This window comes from Maribacter sp. IgM3_T14_3, assembly GCF_049603095.1.
GTDB lineage: Bacteria > Bacteroidota > Bacteroidia > Flavobacteriales > Flavobacteriaceae > Maribacter.
The window spans coordinates 1,141,074-1,159,619 of record NZ_CP187138.1 but is presented as its reverse complement, the minus strand read 5'-3'; the positions used below and the strand labels follow the sequence as shown (position 1 = coordinate 1,159,619).

12 protein-coding genes and 1 tRNA gene are annotated in these 18,546 nt (G+C 34.3%); 11 read left to right on the top strand and 2 right to left on the bottom strand.

Annotated features, from left to right (window positions below):
• Positions 1–13: 13 nt before the first annotated feature.
• From ACPF9A_RS05310 to ACPF9A_RS05275, 8 genes are all read left to right on the top strand, one after another.
• The gene (locus ACPF9A_RS05310; RefSeq protein ID WP_424002331.1) at positions 14–1,981 is read left to right on the top strand and encodes a PKD domain-containing protein; all 1,968 of its coding nucleotides are present in this window, start codon (positions 14–16) and stop codon (positions 1,979–1,981) included.
• Positions 1,982–2,099: 118 nt separating this feature from the next.
• The gene (locus ACPF9A_RS05305; protein WP_424002329.1) at positions 2,100–3,011 is read left to right on the top strand and encodes a polysaccharide lyase family 7 protein; all 912 of its coding nucleotides are present in this window, start codon (positions 2,100–2,102) and stop codon (positions 3,009–3,011) included.
• Between the two features lie 8 nt (positions 3,012–3,019).
• The gene (locus ACPF9A_RS05300) at positions 3,020–3,997 is read left to right on the top strand and encodes a polysaccharide lyase family 7 protein (RefSeq protein ID WP_424002327.1); all 978 of its coding nucleotides are present in this window, start codon (positions 3,020–3,022) and stop codon (positions 3,995–3,997) included.
• Between the two features lie 224 nt (positions 3,998–4,221).
• On the top strand, positions 4,222–4,923 hold the full coding sequence (locus tag ACPF9A_RS05295) for a FadR/GntR family transcriptional regulator (protein WP_424002325.1): 702 nt from the start codon (positions 4,222–4,224) through the stop codon (positions 4,921–4,923).
• 225 nt (positions 4,924–5,148) lie between these two features.
• On the top strand, positions 5,149–6,420 hold the full coding sequence (locus ACPF9A_RS05290; protein ID WP_424002323.1) for an Nramp family divalent metal transporter: 1,272 nt from the start codon (positions 5,149–5,151) through the stop codon (positions 6,418–6,420).
• Between the two features lie 93 nt (positions 6,421–6,513).
• Positions 6,514–6,588, top strand: a tRNA-Val gene (locus ACPF9A_RS05285).
• Between the two features lie 154 nt (positions 6,589–6,742).
• The gene (locus tag ACPF9A_RS05280; RefSeq protein ID WP_424002321.1) at positions 6,743–10,420 is read left to right on the top strand and encodes an efflux RND transporter permease subunit; all 3,678 of its coding nucleotides are present in this window, start codon (positions 6,743–6,745) and stop codon (positions 10,418–10,420) included.
• Positions 10,421–10,424: 4 nt separating this feature from the next.
• The gene (locus ACPF9A_RS05275; RefSeq protein ID WP_424002319.1) at positions 10,425–12,140 is read left to right on the top strand and encodes an efflux RND transporter periplasmic adaptor subunit; all 1,716 of its coding nucleotides are present in this window, start codon (positions 10,425–10,427) and stop codon (positions 12,138–12,140) included.
• Positions 12,141–12,143: 3 nt separating this feature from the next.
• On the opposite strand, the gene ACPF9A_RS05270 is transcribed toward ACPF9A_RS05275, so the two are convergent.
• Together ACPF9A_RS05270 and gldJ are read right to left on the bottom strand one after the other, a co-directional pair.
• Positions 12,144–13,421, bottom strand: a complete 1,278-nt coding sequence (locus tag ACPF9A_RS05270) for a UDP-N-acetylmuramoyl-tripeptide--D-alanyl-D-alanine ligase (RefSeq protein WP_424002317.1) — start codon at positions 13,419–13,421, stop codon at positions 12,144–12,146.
• Between the two features lie 63 nt (positions 13,422–13,484).
• Complete coding sequence (gldJ, locus tag ACPF9A_RS05265; protein WP_424002315.1) at positions 13,485–15,152, bottom strand: gliding motility lipoprotein GldJ; 1,668 nt, start codon at positions 15,150–15,152, stop codon at positions 13,485–13,487.
• Between the two features lie 437 nt (positions 15,153–15,589).
• Between gldJ and porV the strand changes: the two genes are divergently transcribed.
• The 3 genes from porV (at position 15,590) to pdhA (ending at position 18,544) form a co-directional block, all read left to right on the top strand.
• Entirely contained in the window at positions 15,590–16,738 is a 1,149-nt protein-coding gene (gene porV, locus ACPF9A_RS05260; protein WP_424002313.1) for a type IX secretion system outer membrane channel protein PorV, read from the top strand.
• 130 nt (positions 16,739–16,868) lie between these two features.
• Positions 16,869–17,357: a cytidine deaminase gene (gene cdd, locus ACPF9A_RS05255; RefSeq protein WP_424002311.1), complete on the top strand. Its 489-nt coding sequence runs from the start codon at positions 16,869–16,871 to the stop codon at positions 17,355–17,357.
• Positions 17,358–17,545: 188 nt separating this feature from the next.
• Positions 17,546–18,544 carry a pyruvate dehydrogenase (acetyl-transferring) E1 component subunit alpha gene (gene pdhA / locus ACPF9A_RS05250; RefSeq protein ID WP_424002309.1) on the top strand — a complete coding sequence of 333 codons (999 nt, stop codon included), beginning with the start codon at positions 17,546–17,548 and terminating at the stop codon, positions 18,542–18,544.
• Positions 18,545–18,546: the final 2 nt, after the last annotated feature.

The following is an 18,546-nucleotide window of genomic DNA, read 5'->3' as shown; positions in this document are numbered from 1 at the left end:
AAAATAAAAAACTATGAATCGTAAATTAAGTATATTAAATAAAGCAAAACTGCTGCTGTTATGTTTTGTATCGGCTGGTTTTGTGGCTAGTTGTGTAAATGATGAACTTTTTAGAGATGATTTACCAGGTGCAAATTCACAGGCTGATACTGCTTTTCCTGCAGCTAGCTTTTCATATGCCTCATCTATAGATGATTTTAAAACCATTCTTTTTAGTAATTTATCTACTGAGGCAAATAATTTTATTTGGGATTTTGGTAACGGTAATACTACTACCGATAAAGATCCTTCATTCATCTTTGAAGGCGAAGGTACTTATCCAGTTACCTTAACCGCTACAGATGCAAACGGTGTTACTGGTTCTACTACAGTTGAAGTTTTGGTTGTAGAAGGTCCATTTCAACCAGTTATTTTAGAAGCAGGCTTTGAAGATGGTACATTACCAGATGGTGGTGGCGATGGACGTGATTCTTGGAGAAATAATGATTTAGGTGGAGTAATTCAAATTACAGGAAGTCCGGTAACATTTGGTGATCAAGGTGCTAAATTACCTGTACCGGCAGGTGATCGTGTAGGTTATCAAGAAATTACTGTAGAACCAGATTCAAATTATGATTTAAGTTTCTGGTACACTATGTTAAGTGGTTCTTCTGATCCATCTATGACTGTTGCTATATTAGGGGTTACTGCAAATGGCGGAACTTTTACGACAGATGCAGAGGTTTCAGAAGGTACAATTGCTTCTGTAACTGTTACCGATGATTCTGAACCAGACGTTTATGTACAACAAAAATTATCTTTTAACTCTGGCGTAAATAATACCGTTGCAATTTACTTTACTAATGGTGATGTTGAAGGAAGACTTGATGATTTTACCATCGACATCGGTGCAGCAGGTGCAGTGCCACCTTCTACCGGGTTTACTTCTGTTCAAAGTGAAGAAAATTACCTTGAATATTCGTTTACTAATTCTTCTACTGGTGCAACAAGTTTCGAATGGGATTTTGGTGATGGTAATACATCAACAGAAGAAGAACCAACTCACATTTATGAAAATGCCGATACGTATACTGTGACATTAACTGCAAAAAATGATTCTAATTTATCGGCTGAGTTAATTAAAAATATTACTATTCTAGCACCAGTAACGGCTGCATTTACATCTGAAATTGATCCAGATGATTATAGAACATTTAATTTCATGGATGCTTCAATAGATGCTGTAATGCTTTTATGGGAATTTGGAGATGGTTTCCAATTTACGGGAATGAACCCATCACATACCTATGATGAAGACGGTATTTATACAGTGACCTTGACCGCTACTAGTATTACTGGAAACACCAGTGTAGTTACAGAACAATTGGTGGTATCTCAAGGGTTTGTAGTTCAAGTTCTTAATGGTTCTTTAGATGAGTATACAGGAGTTGATAATGGTGATAATGTAGATGCTTGGGATATGACTCCTAACAATACAGTTAAGAATCTTGATGGAAGTGGAGAAGATGTTCCTAGCCCATACCAAGTATTATGGAATAATACAGCTTTAAACGATTATATAGATGCTACATATGGCACCAATGAGCAACCAGCTAATACAGGAGATGGAAATGCGTCAAGAGGAGCTAAATTTAGTGACAGTAGTCGTCGTATGTATCAATTAGTATCAGTAGAGCAAGGTAAAAGTTATACTTTTTCTATTGATACACGTTCAGAAGCTGCAGGTATTAATACAGAGGTCTTTATTTTAAACAATGAAATAACTACAGAGACTGGTATTGATGCTTCAAAAACTGATGCTGCTATTGATGCTTATTTTGATATAACAAATGACTTCAATACTGATAAGGCTGTATTTACGACAAGTACGTTTACATTTACCGCTTCTTCAAATAAAATAGTTATTTATGTTAGAGCTTTAAATGCAGTGGATGGCAGTAATGAAGTCTTTTTAGACAATGTTATTGTAACAGAGAATTAGTAAAAATTAAAATTAAATACCACCCAGACTTTCACAAAAGTTCTGGGTGGTTATTTAACAGACAGTTCCAACATTTAAAATTCACTGATTTTAACCTTTCTTCAAGAAATTTAATAATATGAGAATTTACAGAAGGACTCTTGTTAATTTAATATTGATTTTATCTATTACTTTTAGTGCTACTGCACAAAAGAAGAAAAGCGACCATCCTGATTCTAACTTGATAGGAGAAAAAGTTAAAAAAAATAAAAAACTAAAACTACCAACGATTGATTTAAGCCATTGGAAGGTTACTATACCTGAGGGTAAAGGAAAAGGAGGCGCAATTAGTGTTGAACCGCCCGAAATTTTGAATTATGGTACAAATGAGACTTTAAAGCCTTATATGTACAATGATTCAACGAAAGGGGCATTAACATTTTACGCTTATCCAACTACAGCGACCACAGCAAATACTAAATATTCAAGGTCAGAACTTAGAGAGCAAATGGTGCCGGGTAATGATAATGTCAATTGGACATTTAGTCAAGGCGGTACTTTGAAAGCAAAACTTTCTGTTGATGAGGTTTCTAGAGATAGTAATGGTAAATATCATAAAATTATCATTTTGCAAATACATGGTAGATTAACCAATGAGCAAAAAGACTTAATAGGTCAAAAAGATAATAACGCACCACCTGTATTAAAGATTTATTGGCAGAATGGTAAAATCAGAGTCAAAACAAAAAAACTCAAATTTTCTGGTGTGGATTCTGTAGGCATTTTACATGAAGAAGCTTGGACAGATGATGAAGGATTTAATTTTGAAGAAGAAGTAGGATTTGATAGATTTCAAATTGAAATTAAAGTTACCGATGGTAAAATGGTGGTATCACTCAATAATTCAGAATTTGCCGTCTATGATGATGCTAATATGAAACGTTGGGGCATATTTGAAAACTACTTTAAAGCAGGTAATTATTTTCAAAGTAGAGATGAAGGTTCTTTTGCAAAAGTAAGTTTTTATGAACTTGAGGTTAAGCACAAATAATTAGAGAGATGATATTAAATAAAATAATAGAAGTAAGTAAACAGATGAGCTACCAGTTCATTATAGTTTTTGCTGTTGTAATTTCCATATATGGTTGTAGTAACGATGCTGAGGTAAATGAACCAGAAGTTATTCCAGAGGTAGTGGTAGAAGAAGAAGTTGAAGAAAAACCTGCGCCTGAAGTAGAAGAAGAGGTTGAAGAAGAAGTAATGGTAGAAGGGGTAGACTTCTTTTTGTCAAATATTAATTTAAGCAATTGGAAAGTGACATTACCTATCGGTAGTCCTGATGAGGTTGAGCCACCCGAGATTTTAGATTATGCTACAGATGAAAAGTTAATACCATATATGTATAATGATTCTACAGATGGCTCATTAGTTTTTTATACCTCCCCAGGTTCTTCAACAGCGAACTCTTCATATTCTAGAACAGAGCTGAGAGAACAAATGGTGCCGGGGAGCAATAGTACAAATTGGACTTTTGCAGAAGGTGGTAGAATGAAAGGTACTTTGTCAGTACCAGAAATAACAACAGATGCAAGTGGAGATTATCATAGAACTATGGTTATGCAAATTCATGGTAGGTTAACCAATGCTCAACGAGATTTAATTGGTGAGAATGATAATAATGCTCCTCCGATATTAAAAATATATTGGCAAGATGGAAAAATTAGGGTTAAAACAAAAGTGCTAAAGAATATTAATGCATCAGATGAAGAAATATTACATACCGATGCTTGGGGCGATGATGAAGGTTACACATTCCCTGATGAAATAGGTACAGACATTTTTACATTTGAAATTATTGCCTCTAATGGTAGAATGGAGGTCATCTTAAATGAAACCGAATCTGTGGTTTATGAAGACATTCATATGGAAAAATGGGGTGTTTTTGAAAATTATTTTAAAGCAGGTAACTATTTGCAAACCCTTGATGCCGGAGCTTCTGCTAAAGTTAAATATTACGAATTAGAAGTAACACATTAGTATTTAACGATTAATATACTTAATGTAAATAAGAAAGTTGTTTGAGTTAAATTTGTTGAAATGAATTTACTGGTCTTTTTTAGGCCGGTAAACTTCATTTAACCTTAGGGTTTAGAACTGAGTAATAATACGTTGAAAGCTAATTTTACACAATTGTTCATTTGTGTAACTAATTTTCAGCAAACTGTTTTACTAATCATTTTTCTATTAATGACAAGCTATATATGAAAATAGAAATCCTCACAAGGACCGAAAACCAAGAAATACAAAATGATATTGTAATTCAGATTCGAGATTTAATGAATCATAAAAATCTCGAGCCTGGTGATAAATTACCTTCCGAGAGATCCCTTTCAGATAAATTTGGGGTTAGTAGAACGAGTGTTCGTGAGGCGATTCAAAAATTAGAGTTTTATGGAATTTTAATATCAAAACCACAAAGCGGAACCTTTGTAGCAGATATTGGGCAGATCGCTATGAATGGTATGGTCAATGAAATTTTAAGATTAGAAGAGCCAGATTTTAAATCTTTAGTGGAAACAAGAATATTGCTAGAACTTAAAACGGTTAGACTGGCAGCTAGAAGAAGAACCAAAGACGACTTAAAGCGATTAAAAAACTCGTTAGAAGCGTATAAGCAAAAAGTTGAAAATGCAGAAGATGCAGTTCAAGAAGATTTATTATTTCATTTGGCCATAGCAAAGGCAAGCGGAAATAGTACCTTAAACACTTTCATGCTTATTATTATACCAGAGATATTGACCAATTTTGAAAAATACCATGTTTGCGATAAAGACATGGCTTTTAAAGGTATTCAAGAACATCAAGATATTTTTGATGCTATCAATGAGCAAAATCCGCAATTAGCAAGAGAAAAAATGAAAGTGCATTTCAAAAACCTTTACCAGTATTGTTATAATATTTAAAATATTTTCTTACTGAGTACGCTTAGATTAGCATTGTTAAATAAAACTCTCTAACATTTATGCGATGGTTCAAACTAAGCTTCGCTTAAATTAGAAATGCTTGTTCTATTTCAATTAAAAAGTATAGATTCAAATAATTATTACAATAAGTGTTCAACCGAGCTGAACACCTAAACTGAATCCCATCAATTACAATATCTACCTCCAAACTTAAATTACAAATAGATGAGCAAGCCAATTAAACTATCAATCTGGGAAAAAATATTGGCGGTAGTTCTCGCTTTTGGACCAGGTATTTTTGCCATAGGCTATACCATAGGTACCGGTAGCGTAACTTCAATGATCGTAGCTGGTAGTACATATGGCATGCAACTTTTATGGGTGCTTCTTCTCAGTTGTATTTTTTCGGGGTTGTTAATGTATGCATACGGGAATTTTGCATTAGTTACGGGCGAAACAGCACTGTATGCATTTAAGAAACATTTAAAATGGGGTAAGTTAATTGCGATCCTTATAATTTTAGGTATATCATTTGGTCAGTGGAATTCCTTAATGGGGATTTTAGGTATTTCCGCCAATATCATTTACGAGATTTTTCTAATATATTTTCCAAGTTTAGCAGACCTTAAATATGAAGCAGTATTGTCAATAGCTATTGTTGTAATAGTGGTGTTTTATGGGTTCTTAATGGTCGGTAAATATGCCTTCTTTGAGAAAATACTTGTCATTTTTGTCACGATTATGGGGCTCTCGTTTATTATTTCTTTGTTCATGGTATATCCTTTACCTGTTGAGGTAGCGAAGGGGTTGATACCAACAATTCCGAAAGTGGAAGGAGGTCAAATGATGGTAGCTGCTTTTGTGGGTACTACAATGGCGGCAGCAACTTTTCTGTCGCGTCCACTTTTTGTAAAAGGAAAAGGATGGACGATAAAAAATCGTTCGCAACAAAAGAAAGATGCGATAATTGCGGCAACGTTGGTGTTCTTCATTAGTGCATCTGTAATGGCTGTGGCATGCGGAGCGTTATTTCATCAAGGGAAACCCGTAACCCAAGTATTGGACATGGTGAATACATTAGAGCCTGTCGCAGGTAAATTTGCGCTTACACTGTTCTTTTTTGGTACCCTAAGTGCGGGTTTATCTTCAATATTTCCTTGTTTGTTAATTGCACCGATATTGTTGGCAGATTATCAATCTGGTGTATTAGATACCAATTCAAAGCAATTTAGAATTATAACGGCGATTGCCTGCGTATTTGCTTTAATTGTACCTGTTTATGGGGCAAACCCTATTGAAATGCAGATACTATCCCAAGTTTTTAATGTATTTGTATTACCCTTAGTAATAATCGGCATAATTCTCTTAATCAATAATAAAGGATTAATGACCATTTATAAGGCAGGTACATGGCTAAATATTGGTCTATTCGCGGCACTTTTCTTTTCTTGTGTAATTTCTTATAATGGTATAGTTGCCTTATTCGATTATTTTTAATGAAGATAAAATCAAATCGAATGATTTTATTTTTATCACTTCATTTTAAAATAGGATATGTAGTATCTTTATCCTCTTATAATAAATTTTAAAGGGATATTAGCTCAGTTGGTTTAGAGCGCTGCCTTGACAGGGCAGAGGTCACCGGTTCGAATCCAGTATATCCCACAATTTTTCATAAAGTATAGTTATTTATTGAAGGCATTATTTATGATTAAAACATTGAATAATTAGTTGTCTTCTATCTACAATCTATACTTGTTTCCTACGTTTATTGACAGAGGCTTATTGTTTATAATGAACAAGGAGGTTTATAAGGTTTATGCTAAACGGTTTGATTAAATATCTTGTACAGAATAAGCTAATAGCATTTGTTATGTTATTAGTTCTTTCGGTATGGGGTTTAATGAGTACTCCATTTACTGAGAATGATATACTTGTTGGTTCAAATCCGGTATCGGTAGATGCTATTCCTAATCTAGGGGATAATCAACAAATAGTATATACGGAATGGGAAGGTCAATCACCTCAAGATATTGAAGATCAAGTCACTTACCCTCTAACCTCTAATCTATTGGGGCTTCCCGGCGTAAAGTCGGTGCGTAGCTCTTCAATGTTCGGATTTTCAACTATTTATTTAATTTTCGACGATGATGTTGAGTTCTATTGGAGTCGTAGCCGAATCTTAGAAAAGCTGAGTAGTTTGCCGTCAGATTTATTGCCTAAAGGTGTCACTCCAAAACTTGGACCTGATGCAAATGCTTTGGGTCAATTATTTTGGTATACTATTGAGGGAAGAGATGAAGATGGGAATGTTACGGGTGGTTGGGATTTGCATGAATTAAGAAAAGTGCAAGACTTTTATGTTAAAAATATACTTTCTTCGGCAGATGATGTTGCCGAAGTAGCTTCTATTGGTGGTCATGTTCAAGAGTATCAAATTGAGGTGAACCCTCAACTTATGCGTCAATATCAAATTTCTTTAAAAGATGTTGTAAAGGCAGTTAAAGAAACGAATAAAAATGTCGGTGCAAATACCATAGAAATTAATAACGCAGAATATTTGATTCGGGGCTTAGGTTTGGTACAAAAAATAGCTGATATCGAAAGTACTGTGGTAGTTTCAAATGATTTTGTTCCTATAAGAGTAAAAGATATTGCCAATGTAGCCTTGGGTCCAAAAGAACGAAGAGGTATTCTCGATAAGGAAGGCGCTGAAGTTGTAGGTGGTGTCGTTGTAAGTAGATATGGTTCAAATCCTCAAAAAGTAATTGAATCTGTCAAACAAAAAATAAAGGAATTAGGCAAAGGCATGCCATCTAAAAAACTTGATAATGGTTCTATTTCTAAATTGACCATTGTTCCATTTTATGATAGAACAGAGCTTATAAAAAGTACTTTGGGTACATTAAGTTCGGCACTGTATTTAGAGATATTAATAGCAATATTAGTAGTCTTAATAATGCTGCGTAATTTAAAAATATCCATCATAATCTCTGCATTATTACCTGTAGCGGTGCTTGTGGTTTTTATTGCTATGAAGTTATTTGGTGTTGAGGCAAATATTGTCGCCTTGTCGGGTATTGCGATTGCCATAGGTACCATGGTCGATTTAGGTATTATTTTATCGGAAAATATTGTTCGCAAACTGGAGCTAGATAAAACCGGTAATTCAATTGATGATGTAGTAATTGAAGGTGTTAGCGAAGTTTCGGGGGCCATCGTAACCGCAGGTTTAACCACAATTTTAAGTTTTATTCCTGTATTTGCTTTAACTGGTGAAGAAGGTAGATTATTTTCGCCTCTTGCTTTTACAAAAACAGCAGCTTTACTTGCGGCCATGTTATTGTCATTGTTCGTAATTCCTCCAATAATTGCTAAATGGTATAGTATTAGTTTTAAAGAATTTAAGATAAAAAACATTAGTTCTTATCTAATAGGTGTACTTGGTCTAATATTAATGTTGTCTGGTTTTTGGATAGGTTTGGTGCTAGTAGGTTTAAGGATTTTGAACTTTTTAAAAGAATATGGGGTAGTCGATAAAAAGTATTTTATACGCATAAGAATTGTATATGTAGTGTCGTCGATACTACTTATTCTTACTTATTATTGGAATCCGTTAGGGTATGATAATAATTATTTTTCAGATTTGATATTTGTGTTGCTAGCCACCTTTTCCATTTTAAGTATGCTATATGCTTTTCATAAATTTTACGAAAAAATATTACTTTGGGCAATGGCTCATAAATTAGCTTTCTTGAGCATCCCTTTATTTTTATTGATATTGGGCTCATTGGTATATGTGTCTATTGGTAAAGAGTTTATGCCAAAATTAAATGAAGGGTCGTTTTTGTTAATGCCAACTTCTACAGCTCATTCTGGTATTTCTGAAAATAAAAAAATATTGCAGCAATTAGATATGGCAGTTGCTTCTATTCCTGAAATTGAAACTGTTATTGGTAAGGCGGGTCGCGTTAATTCGGCATTAGACCCTGCACCCTTATCAATGTTTGAAAACGTCATAATCTATAAAACTGAATTTATGTTAGATGAGAGTGGAATTCCACTTGCGTTCAAAACTTCAGAAGATGGTAAGTTTTATACAAAAAGCGGAGGTTTTGTTTCTGCTGGTTCAGGTACTTCTCAAAATAATTTAATCGTTGATAACGACGGTGAACATTTTAGAAATTGGCGTTCACATATAAATAGTGCAGATGATATTTGGGATGAAATAGTAAAAATCACCAATATACCTGGCGTTACCTCTGCGCCCAAATTACAACCAATAGAAACTAGGCTGGTAATGCTTCAAACTGGTATGCGTTCATCAATGGGCATTAAAATTTTCGGACCTAATTTAGAAGCTATTGAAAAATTCGGCTATGAATTAGAAAAAGAATTAAAACAAATAAAAGAAATAGATGAAGCCTCTGTTTTTTCCGATAGAATTATTGCAAAACCTTATATAAATGTTGTCTTTGATAGAGATAGGGCCGCGAGATATGGAGTGACCATAAATGAATTACAAGAAATATTGGAATCTGCAATTGGAGGCAAAGTATTGACTCAAACAATTGAAGGTCGAGAGCGTTTCGATGTAACTATTCGATATCCTAGAGAGTTAAGGTCTGATCCTAAAGATTTACAAAATATAATCGTTTCATTGCCAGATGGTAGTTCTGTACCTTTTTCCGAATTGGCGAATATTAAATTCGAAAAGGGTCCTCAAATGATAAAAAGCGAGGATGGGTTTTTAACAGGCTATGTTTTGTTTGATAAAATCGAGGGTTTGGCCGAGGTAACTGTGGTAGAAGAGGTAAAGCGTATTGTTGAAGAAAAAATAGTAAAAGGGGAATTAATTGTTCCTGATGGTGTGCGTTACAGGTTTGCAGGTACATACGAAAATAATGTTCATGCAGAGAAAACCTTATCTTTAATTATACCGTTAGTACTACTTGCTATATTGTTTATATTATACCTGCAATTCAGGTCGTTAGCGGTGTCTTTAATGATATTTTCAGGAGTAGCTGTTGCCTTTGCAGGTGGTTTTATGTTATTGTGGCTTTATGGACAAAGTTGGTTTTTAAACTTTAGTTTTTTAGGAAATGATTTAAGAAGTGTATTTAATGTTAGAACCATAAATATGAGTGTTGCCGTTTGGGTCGGTTTTATTGCCTTGTTTGGTATTGCAACTGATGATGGTGTAGTAATAGCAACTTATTTAAAACAAAGTTTTGCAGAAAAAAAACCAACATCAGTTAAAGAAATTAGAGCAGCTGTATTGAATGCAGGTAAAAAGAGAATTCGACCATGTTTAATGACTACGGCAACTACTTTATTGGCACTTTTACCTGTACTAACGGCAAAAGGTCATGGTAAAGATATAATGATACCGATGGCTATACCCGCTTTTGGCGGAATGTTGGTTGCTCTGGTAACATTATTAATTGTGCCTGTATTATATAGTTTTTGGCAAGAATTGAAATTGGAAAAAAAATAATGCGATGGAGAGCTTAGCGAAATATAAAAAATACGCAGTCTATTTGGTGGTATTGCTTTTTGGCCTACTATTGGGGTATTGGTTTTTTGGCGAATCAGATACTAATAAATCCATAGAAGTAGAGAACTCTGTTGATAAAATCACATTTACGTGTTCAATGCACCCAAATGTTGACAGTGATGAAAAAGGAACTTGTCCAATCTGCAGAATGGATTTAGTGAAAAGGCGTGTTGATTTTAATACTCAGTTCGATAATAGTTTTCAAATGAGTGAACGTGCAGTTGCATTGGCAAATGTACAAACTAGTATTATTGGTTTTAGTGCACAAAATGGACAAGTAACCCTGTCTGGAGAGATTACATCCAATGATAAAACAAATGCTACCCAAACCACATTGTTTGATGGTAGATTAGATAAGTTAGAAGTTAATTATATAGGTGAATATGTAAGAAAGGGTCAGGTTATAGGAACAATTTATAGTCCAGATTTGTACTTGGCTCAAGATAAATTACTTACCTCTGCGTCATATAAAGATACGCATGAAAAACTATATGCTGCAGCAAGAAATACTCTGGGGCTTTGGAAATTAACAGACAAACAGATAGATGATTTATTAAAGAGTGGTAAGCCTATTCAGAATTTTCCTTTGGTAGCTGATGTAGCGGGGACAGTAGTAGAAATTATAGCGTCTGAGGGTAATTATTTCAAACAAGGTGATCCTTTGTTTAAGGTATCTCGTCTATCAACAGTATGGGCGGTTTTTCAAGCATACGAAAATCAGATGCCACTATTGAAAATAGGACAACAAATTGAAATAGTGTCAGAAGCATTTAAAGGAACTTCTCTTAAAGCAACAATATCTTTCATAGAGCCTTTACTGGATAGGGGAAGTAGAGTAGTTTCTGTTAGAGCCGATATTTCAAATAAAGATGGAAAATGGAAGCCGGGTATGTTTGTTGAAGGTAAGGTAAATGTCGAAGGTGCCGATGAAAAACTGTTAATGGTGCCGAAGAGTGCCGTTCTTTGGACGGGTGAACGGTCTGTTGTCTATAAAAAGGTAAATGCCAATATACCTGAATTTGAAATGTTACAAGTTCAGTTGGGTGAATCTGTTGGTAAGAATTACATAGTATTGGAAGGATTACAAACAGGTGATGAAATTGTCACTAATGGTGCTTTTGTAATTGATGCTGCAGCGCAATTACAAGGCAAGAATTCAATGATGTATTCTAATAATCTTGAAATAAGCCAAAATGCAAAGCATGAAGAACATCTAAATAAATTGACTTTAGAACAGAACCAAAACTTGAAGGAAGCCTTAAAAGTTTATTTTGATTTTAAGGATGCATTGGTTGAATCGAATTCTATTAATTCAACATTGCTCGCCGAAAAACTTTATAAAGCATTGGTTTTAGTAAATCAAACAGGAATGGATAATAATCTTCAGGGTAATATTAAATCTGCCCTCACATCGCTTGTAATTATTGAAAAGAGTAAAGATTTGGAGAAGAATCGTTTAGAATTTAAGAATCTGTCAAATGCTATTATCTTTATATCTTCTCAAATAACTGATTACGGTAACCCTATTTACATTCAGCATTGCCCTATGGCAGATAATAATACTGGTGGAGACTGGTTAAGTTTAGATAAGGCTATTAAGAATCCTTATTTCGGCGACAAAATGTTGACTTGTGGTAGCATAATAAAAGTTATAAATTAAATATTACAAATTCTCTAAAACACGCTCTAAAGCCATTCCCCTAGAACCTTTAATCAATATAGAAGATTTAGGTTGTAAAGGGTTTTTATTTAGGTGAGATTTCAATTCTTCGAAATTATTTAATCTAGTTGCGCTAGAATCCGTTAGATAAAAATTCTCTCCAACCAATATCACTTCTTCAAAATTTAAGCTCGTTGCTAAGTCTGAAATATTTTGATGTTCTTCTTTTGCAGACTCGCCTAATTCGAACATATCACCCAGAATTAAAACTTTTCGTTTCTTATTTAAAGAATTAAAGTTTTCTAATGCGACAGTCATACTAGAAGGGTTGGCATTATAGGCATCTAAAACAATATAATGCCCGCTTTTATTTAATATTTGAGATCTATTATTATCCGGAGTATATTTTTCAAGCGCCTTTTTTATATCATTTAACTCAACATTGAAATATTTTGCCATTACAATTGCAGCACAACAGTTCGAGAAGTTGTACGTGCCAATTAAATTAGTCTCCATATGGACGTCTTCTACTAACAGGTGAACAAATGGTTGAGCCTCCAGTAATTTAATAATATAGTATTTAGAATCCTCAGAGCTAAAACCAAATTTTTTCGTGTAAGTGCTTAGCTTAGTTTTTTGAATAGGGTCGTCAGCATTTAAAAAAATTCCTTTTTTATGAGAGGTGAGATATTTATATAATTCGCTTTTTCCCTTAATAACGCCTTCAACACCTCCAAAGCCCTCTAAATGTGCTTTTCCAAAATTTGTGATATACCCAAAATCTGGTTCAGCAATTTTGCAAAGAAATTCGATTTCTTTAATGTGATTTGCGCCCATTTCAATAATTGCAATTTCAGTATCGGGTTCAATAGTCAATAATGTCAATGGAACACCTATATGGTTATTGAGATTTCCCTTAGTAGCTATAGTTTTGTAAGTGGTCCTTAAAACGGCATTAATTAGTTCTTTAGTGGTGGTTTTACCATTGCTACCGGTAAGACTTATAACTTGCGCTTTAGATTGTTTTCTATGAAAATTCGCAAGATGTTGTAGCGCCGTCAATACATCTTTAACAAGAATTGTTCTATCGTCAATTAGATATTCTTTTTCATCGATAATGACAATGCTTGCTCCGCTATCAAGAGCTTTTTGAGCATACATATTGCCATTATAATTATCACCTTTTAAAGCAAAGAATATATCGTTAGCTTTAATTTTTCTGGTATCGGTACTTATAGAAGGGTTCGCTAAAAAAGCGGAATGTAAATCTTGAATTTTCATAAAATCGAAGATAAAAAAAAGCCCCTTAAGAAAGGGGCTTTTTTTAGTTTGTAAAGAGAAAAATTATTTAGCTTTTTTTCCTCTAACTGTTTTGTTCTTTGTTTTTGACTTAGAACCAACTCTAGACATTGCACATCTAAAGCCAATGTAATCAGTCGCCATATATTCTGGCAAGTATCTTCTTTGTGCTGGATCCAACCAATACGCTCTATCTCTCCAAGAACCACCTTTGAAAACTCTAACTTCATCATTAATTAACGTAGTTCTGTTGTTTGAAACGTCAAAACCTTTAACAAGATTACCTAATGAATCTCTTTCAACTGAATGCTTAGGAGAGTTATACATTTTTTTGTTTGGGTCTTCTTCTTCGCCGTCATTAAATCTGTCGTAAAATCTTGAAGATCCAGAATCACCATCTCTATATCCTCTGTTATCACTAGAAGAGAAATTTGTTCTTAAATATGTTTCTTCTTCATCAACAGCTACCATTTTAATTTCACCTGGTAAATTTACTGCAACTACTTTTCCGTTCGGTAAAGTGTCAAAAACAATAGTATCCCTTAAGATGTTTACTTTACCATCTTCGCCTATTGCGCTTTTCATGTATATGTTACCTCTGTAGTAGTTAAAATCACTTACTTCGTCATCAACTATTGGTCGGTAAACATCAGCAGTCCATTCGGCAACGTTACCAGCCATGTCATAAAGACCTAAATCGTTAGGCTTGTAAGACATTACTTGTGCGGTAATATCGGCACCATCATCAGACCAACCTGCGATTCCGCCATAATCACCTTTGCCTTGCTTAAAGTTCGCTAATTGGTCACCTCTACCTACACGTTGTCCGTTACGAGTATAATCACCTTCCCAAGGGTATTTTTTTCTACCTCTATAGTTATTATATTCTCTTTGACCAACCTGTGCTTGAGCAGCATATTCCCATTCAGTTTCAGTAGGTAATCTATATTCTGGCATAATAATACCACTACTTCTTTTTGCAAAAGTAGATGTACTATCTTTTTTCTGCTTTCCTTGTAAAGAATCAATTTGTCCGTTATAAACAGATTCTGGTCTGTTTAAGTAAGCCTCAGTACTAAAAGTACCTTGAACTTCACCTGTAGATGCTTGGTATTTTGCATCTTCAGATAAGTAACCTTCTCTTTCTAACATAACCTCGTTTACACGATCGGTTCTCCATTCTGCAAATTGTGTTGCTTGTATCCAGTTAACTCCTACCACAGGGTATTCTGCATATGCTGGGTGTCTCAGGTAATTATTTGTCATAGTTTCGTTGAAACCTAATCTGTTTCTCCATACTAAAGTATCAGGTAATGCACCAACATAGATATTAGTATATTTCGGATTTTCTGGAGGGTAAACACTTTTTAAATAGTCAAGGTATTCTAGATACATGACGTTAGTTACCTCAGTCTCATCCATATAAAAAGACTGTACATGTTGTGCAGTTGGGGTATTGTTCCAATCATGCATTACATCATCTTGTACTTTACCTTTAGTAAATGTACCACCTTCAACAAACACCAAGCCTGGAGCAGTTTCTTGCTCTTTAAAGTCGGTATTGTATTGAAAACCACCTTCTTTGGCATTTATCTTCCAACCTGTAGCTCTAGAGGTATTTTTTCCAGATGAGGATTTCGAACAGCTACTTACTGTAAAACCTCCTACTAATACCGTGCATGAGAGTACAACTTTTATTAAATGTTTTTTCATAATTAGGACTTGAGTTCAATTTACATATACTATAGTAGTTTGGTCGCTACAGAATATGATACTATAATTTCTTTTAATTTGTTTGTCACTTTCGCTCAATAGAACGGTGTTTTTATGAGATTATTTTACAATTAAAAATAATTTTAAAAATCTCATATCGAACTGTCAATAAATTTAGGCTCGCTTAATTAGGTAAACGCTTAAAACGATTAATTAGTATGGTTTTGAATATTTCTTTTTGAAAGTATATATAAGTGTTATTTTTTATAGTGGAAGAAGGTGTAAAATAGATGGTAGATTGCTTTGCGGGCAAATTCGCACAAAATTCTTGTTGCTTATGCAAGATAACGGGAAAAACAGCGTTTAGATGTAAAATAACTATTGTAAATATATTTATAAGGTATATTTAGTTTTTATTAATTAAAGAATTAATTCTGATGAGAAAAATCTCAATAATTTTCATTGTATTGTTTGTAGGTAAAATTTTCGCACAAGATAATCAACGTGTTATAACCACAGCTGTACCTTTTCTAACAATTGCAGCAGATGCAAGATCTGCGGGTATGGGTGACATGGGTGTGGCAACGTCTACAGATGCCTTTTCCCAACAATGGAATCCTGCTAAGTTTGCTTTTGCAGACCGTAAAATGGGTATAGGTATTAGTTATACTCCATATTTAGAAAGTATAATCACCGATATTTCATTATTGAACGCTAGTTTTTATAATAAACTAGATGAACAAAGTGCGTTTGCTTTAAGTTTACGATATTTTACTTTAGGTGAAATAGAATTAAGACAATTTGCAAATGACCCGGGTACAATTGCTAAACCAAATGAATTAGCGCTAGATGGTTCGTACTCTTTAAAATTGAGTCCGACTTTTTCTATGGCCGTTGGTGGTAGATATATTAGGTCTAATTTAAGATTGCCTCAAAACGGTACCGAAGATTCTCAAGCTGCGGGATCGTTTGCAGTAGATGTAGCAGGTTATTATAGGTCTGACGAAATAGCTTACAGTAATTTTGATGGTAGATGGAGAGCAGGTTTCAACCTTTCAAATATTGGGGGGAAAATTCAGTATGATGCTGGCGGACAAGAAAACTTTTTACCAAGTAAATTAAGTTTTGGTGGTGGGTTTGATTTTATATTAGATCAAGACAATGTTATTGGTATTACAACAGAATTTACCAAGTTGCTAGTTCCTACACCACAAGATTATGATGGTGATGGCGATGTAGACGCTGCTGATAATGATATTTACCAGAACGAAAGTGGATTCAGTGGTATTTTTAATTCATTCTCTGATGCACCAGATGGTTTTAGTGAAGAGTTAAAAGAATTTACTTGGGCTTTAGGTGCAGAATATGTGTATCAAGATGCCTTTATGATTAGAACAGGTTATTTTAATGAAAGTGAAGAGAAAGGTTCTAGAAAGTTTTTCACCTTAGGTGCTGGCTTTAAATTTAAGGCTGCACAAGTAGATTTATCTTATTTGTTCTCTACCTCTCAGGTTAGAAATCCCCTAGAGAATACACTACGTTTTTCTCTTACCTTTAATTTAGGAGAAGAATTTTACAACGATTAGGCTTTAAAATAGATTATAAGAATATAAAAAAAACCTGCAATTGCAGGTTTTTTTATGTGGTAATTTTTTTAAAGGTAAATTTATATAGCCACCAGATATATATTTGTAGATTGAAACATAAAAATAAAACATGGTCAACAAAAAGAAGATAAGTTTTGATGTTACGGTATATGATTCGTTCAATGAACTGAAAAGTGATGACCAAAATTTAATGTCGGCCGCTGTCAGTGCAAGGCAGAGAGCTTATGCGCCTTATTCAAGTTTTAATGTTGGCGCTTCCGTTTTGTTGGAAAACGGAGAAATTATAGAGGGTAATAATCAAGAAAATGCATCTTATCCCTCAGGTTTGTGTGCAGAAAGGGTAGCTGTGTTTTATGCAGGTGCGAAATATCCAGGAATGAAAATCAAGGCAATTGCAATTACAGCTGCATCTTTAAATCATGAAGTAAGTGAACCTGCAGCCCCTTGTGGTAATTGCAGACAGGCGATTTCTGAGTATGAATTTAGGCAGGGCCAACCGATTAAAATTTTATTAATGGGAGAGACAGGTAGTGTTATAGAGTGCAATTCTTTAGCAGATCTACTGCCGCTCGGTTTCAATAGTAGTTTTTTAAATTAATTTTTCTCGCAAAAAGTATTGTAAATAAACACGTTATATACTTTATTTGTTAAGCGTATAATTTCTGAATGGATTTGCTTCTAATATTTTTATCGATTCATTTATATGTGTATTTTTGCTACTCTAGTATACATAGGTCATATTACCTCTGTTATCAATATAGAATTTTAAACCTTTAGTTAAAATTGATGAAAAAAATCACCAAGGAAACGTATTTGAAATGGTATGCAGACATGCTGTTTTGGAGAAAATTTGAGGATAAATTGGCTGCTGTATATATTCAGCAAAAGGTAAGAGGGTTTTTACATTTGTATAATGGGCAAGAAGCTGTTTTGGCTGGTGCACTACATGCAATGGATTTAACCAAAGACCGTATGATAACGGCTTATAGAAATCACGTTCAGCCAATTGGTATGGGTGTGGATCCTAAAATGGTTATGGCTGAGCTTTATGGTAAAGTTACCGGTACTTCTAAGGGTATGGGTGGATCGATGCATATCTTTTCGAAAGAGCACCGTTTTCATGGTGGTCATGGTATTGTTGGTGGGCAAATTCCATTAGGTGCAGGTATGGCTTTTGGTGATAAGTATGCTGGTAGAGATAATGTTACCCTATGTTATATGGGTGATGGTGCTGTTAGGCAAGGAGCATTACATGAAACATTCAATCTAGCAATGCTATGGCAATTGCCAGTTGTTTTCATTTGCGAAAATAATGGTTATGCAATGGGTACTTCGGTGGCTAGAACATCTTTTTCTACAGAAATCTGGAAGTTAGGTTTAGGTTACGAAATGCCTTGTGGACCAGTTGATGGAATGAACCCTGTGACGGTTGCACAAGAAATGAGTAAAGCTATTGATAGAGCTCGTAGTGGTGGCGGACCAACTTTTCTTGAAATGAAAACGTACAGATATAGAGGTCACTCAATGTCAGATGCACAGCATTACAGAACGAAAGATGAAGTTGAAGAGTATAAGAAAATAGATCCGATTACTCAAGTGTTGGATATTATTAAAGAAAATAATTACGCAACTGAAGCCGAAATCAAGGAAATTGATAAAAATGTCAAATTAATGGTTAAGGAGTGCGAGAAGTTCGCAGAAGAATCAGATTATCCACCTATAAACCAATTATACGATATGGTTTACGAACAAGAGGATTTTCCATTTGTTGAACATAAATTTTAATT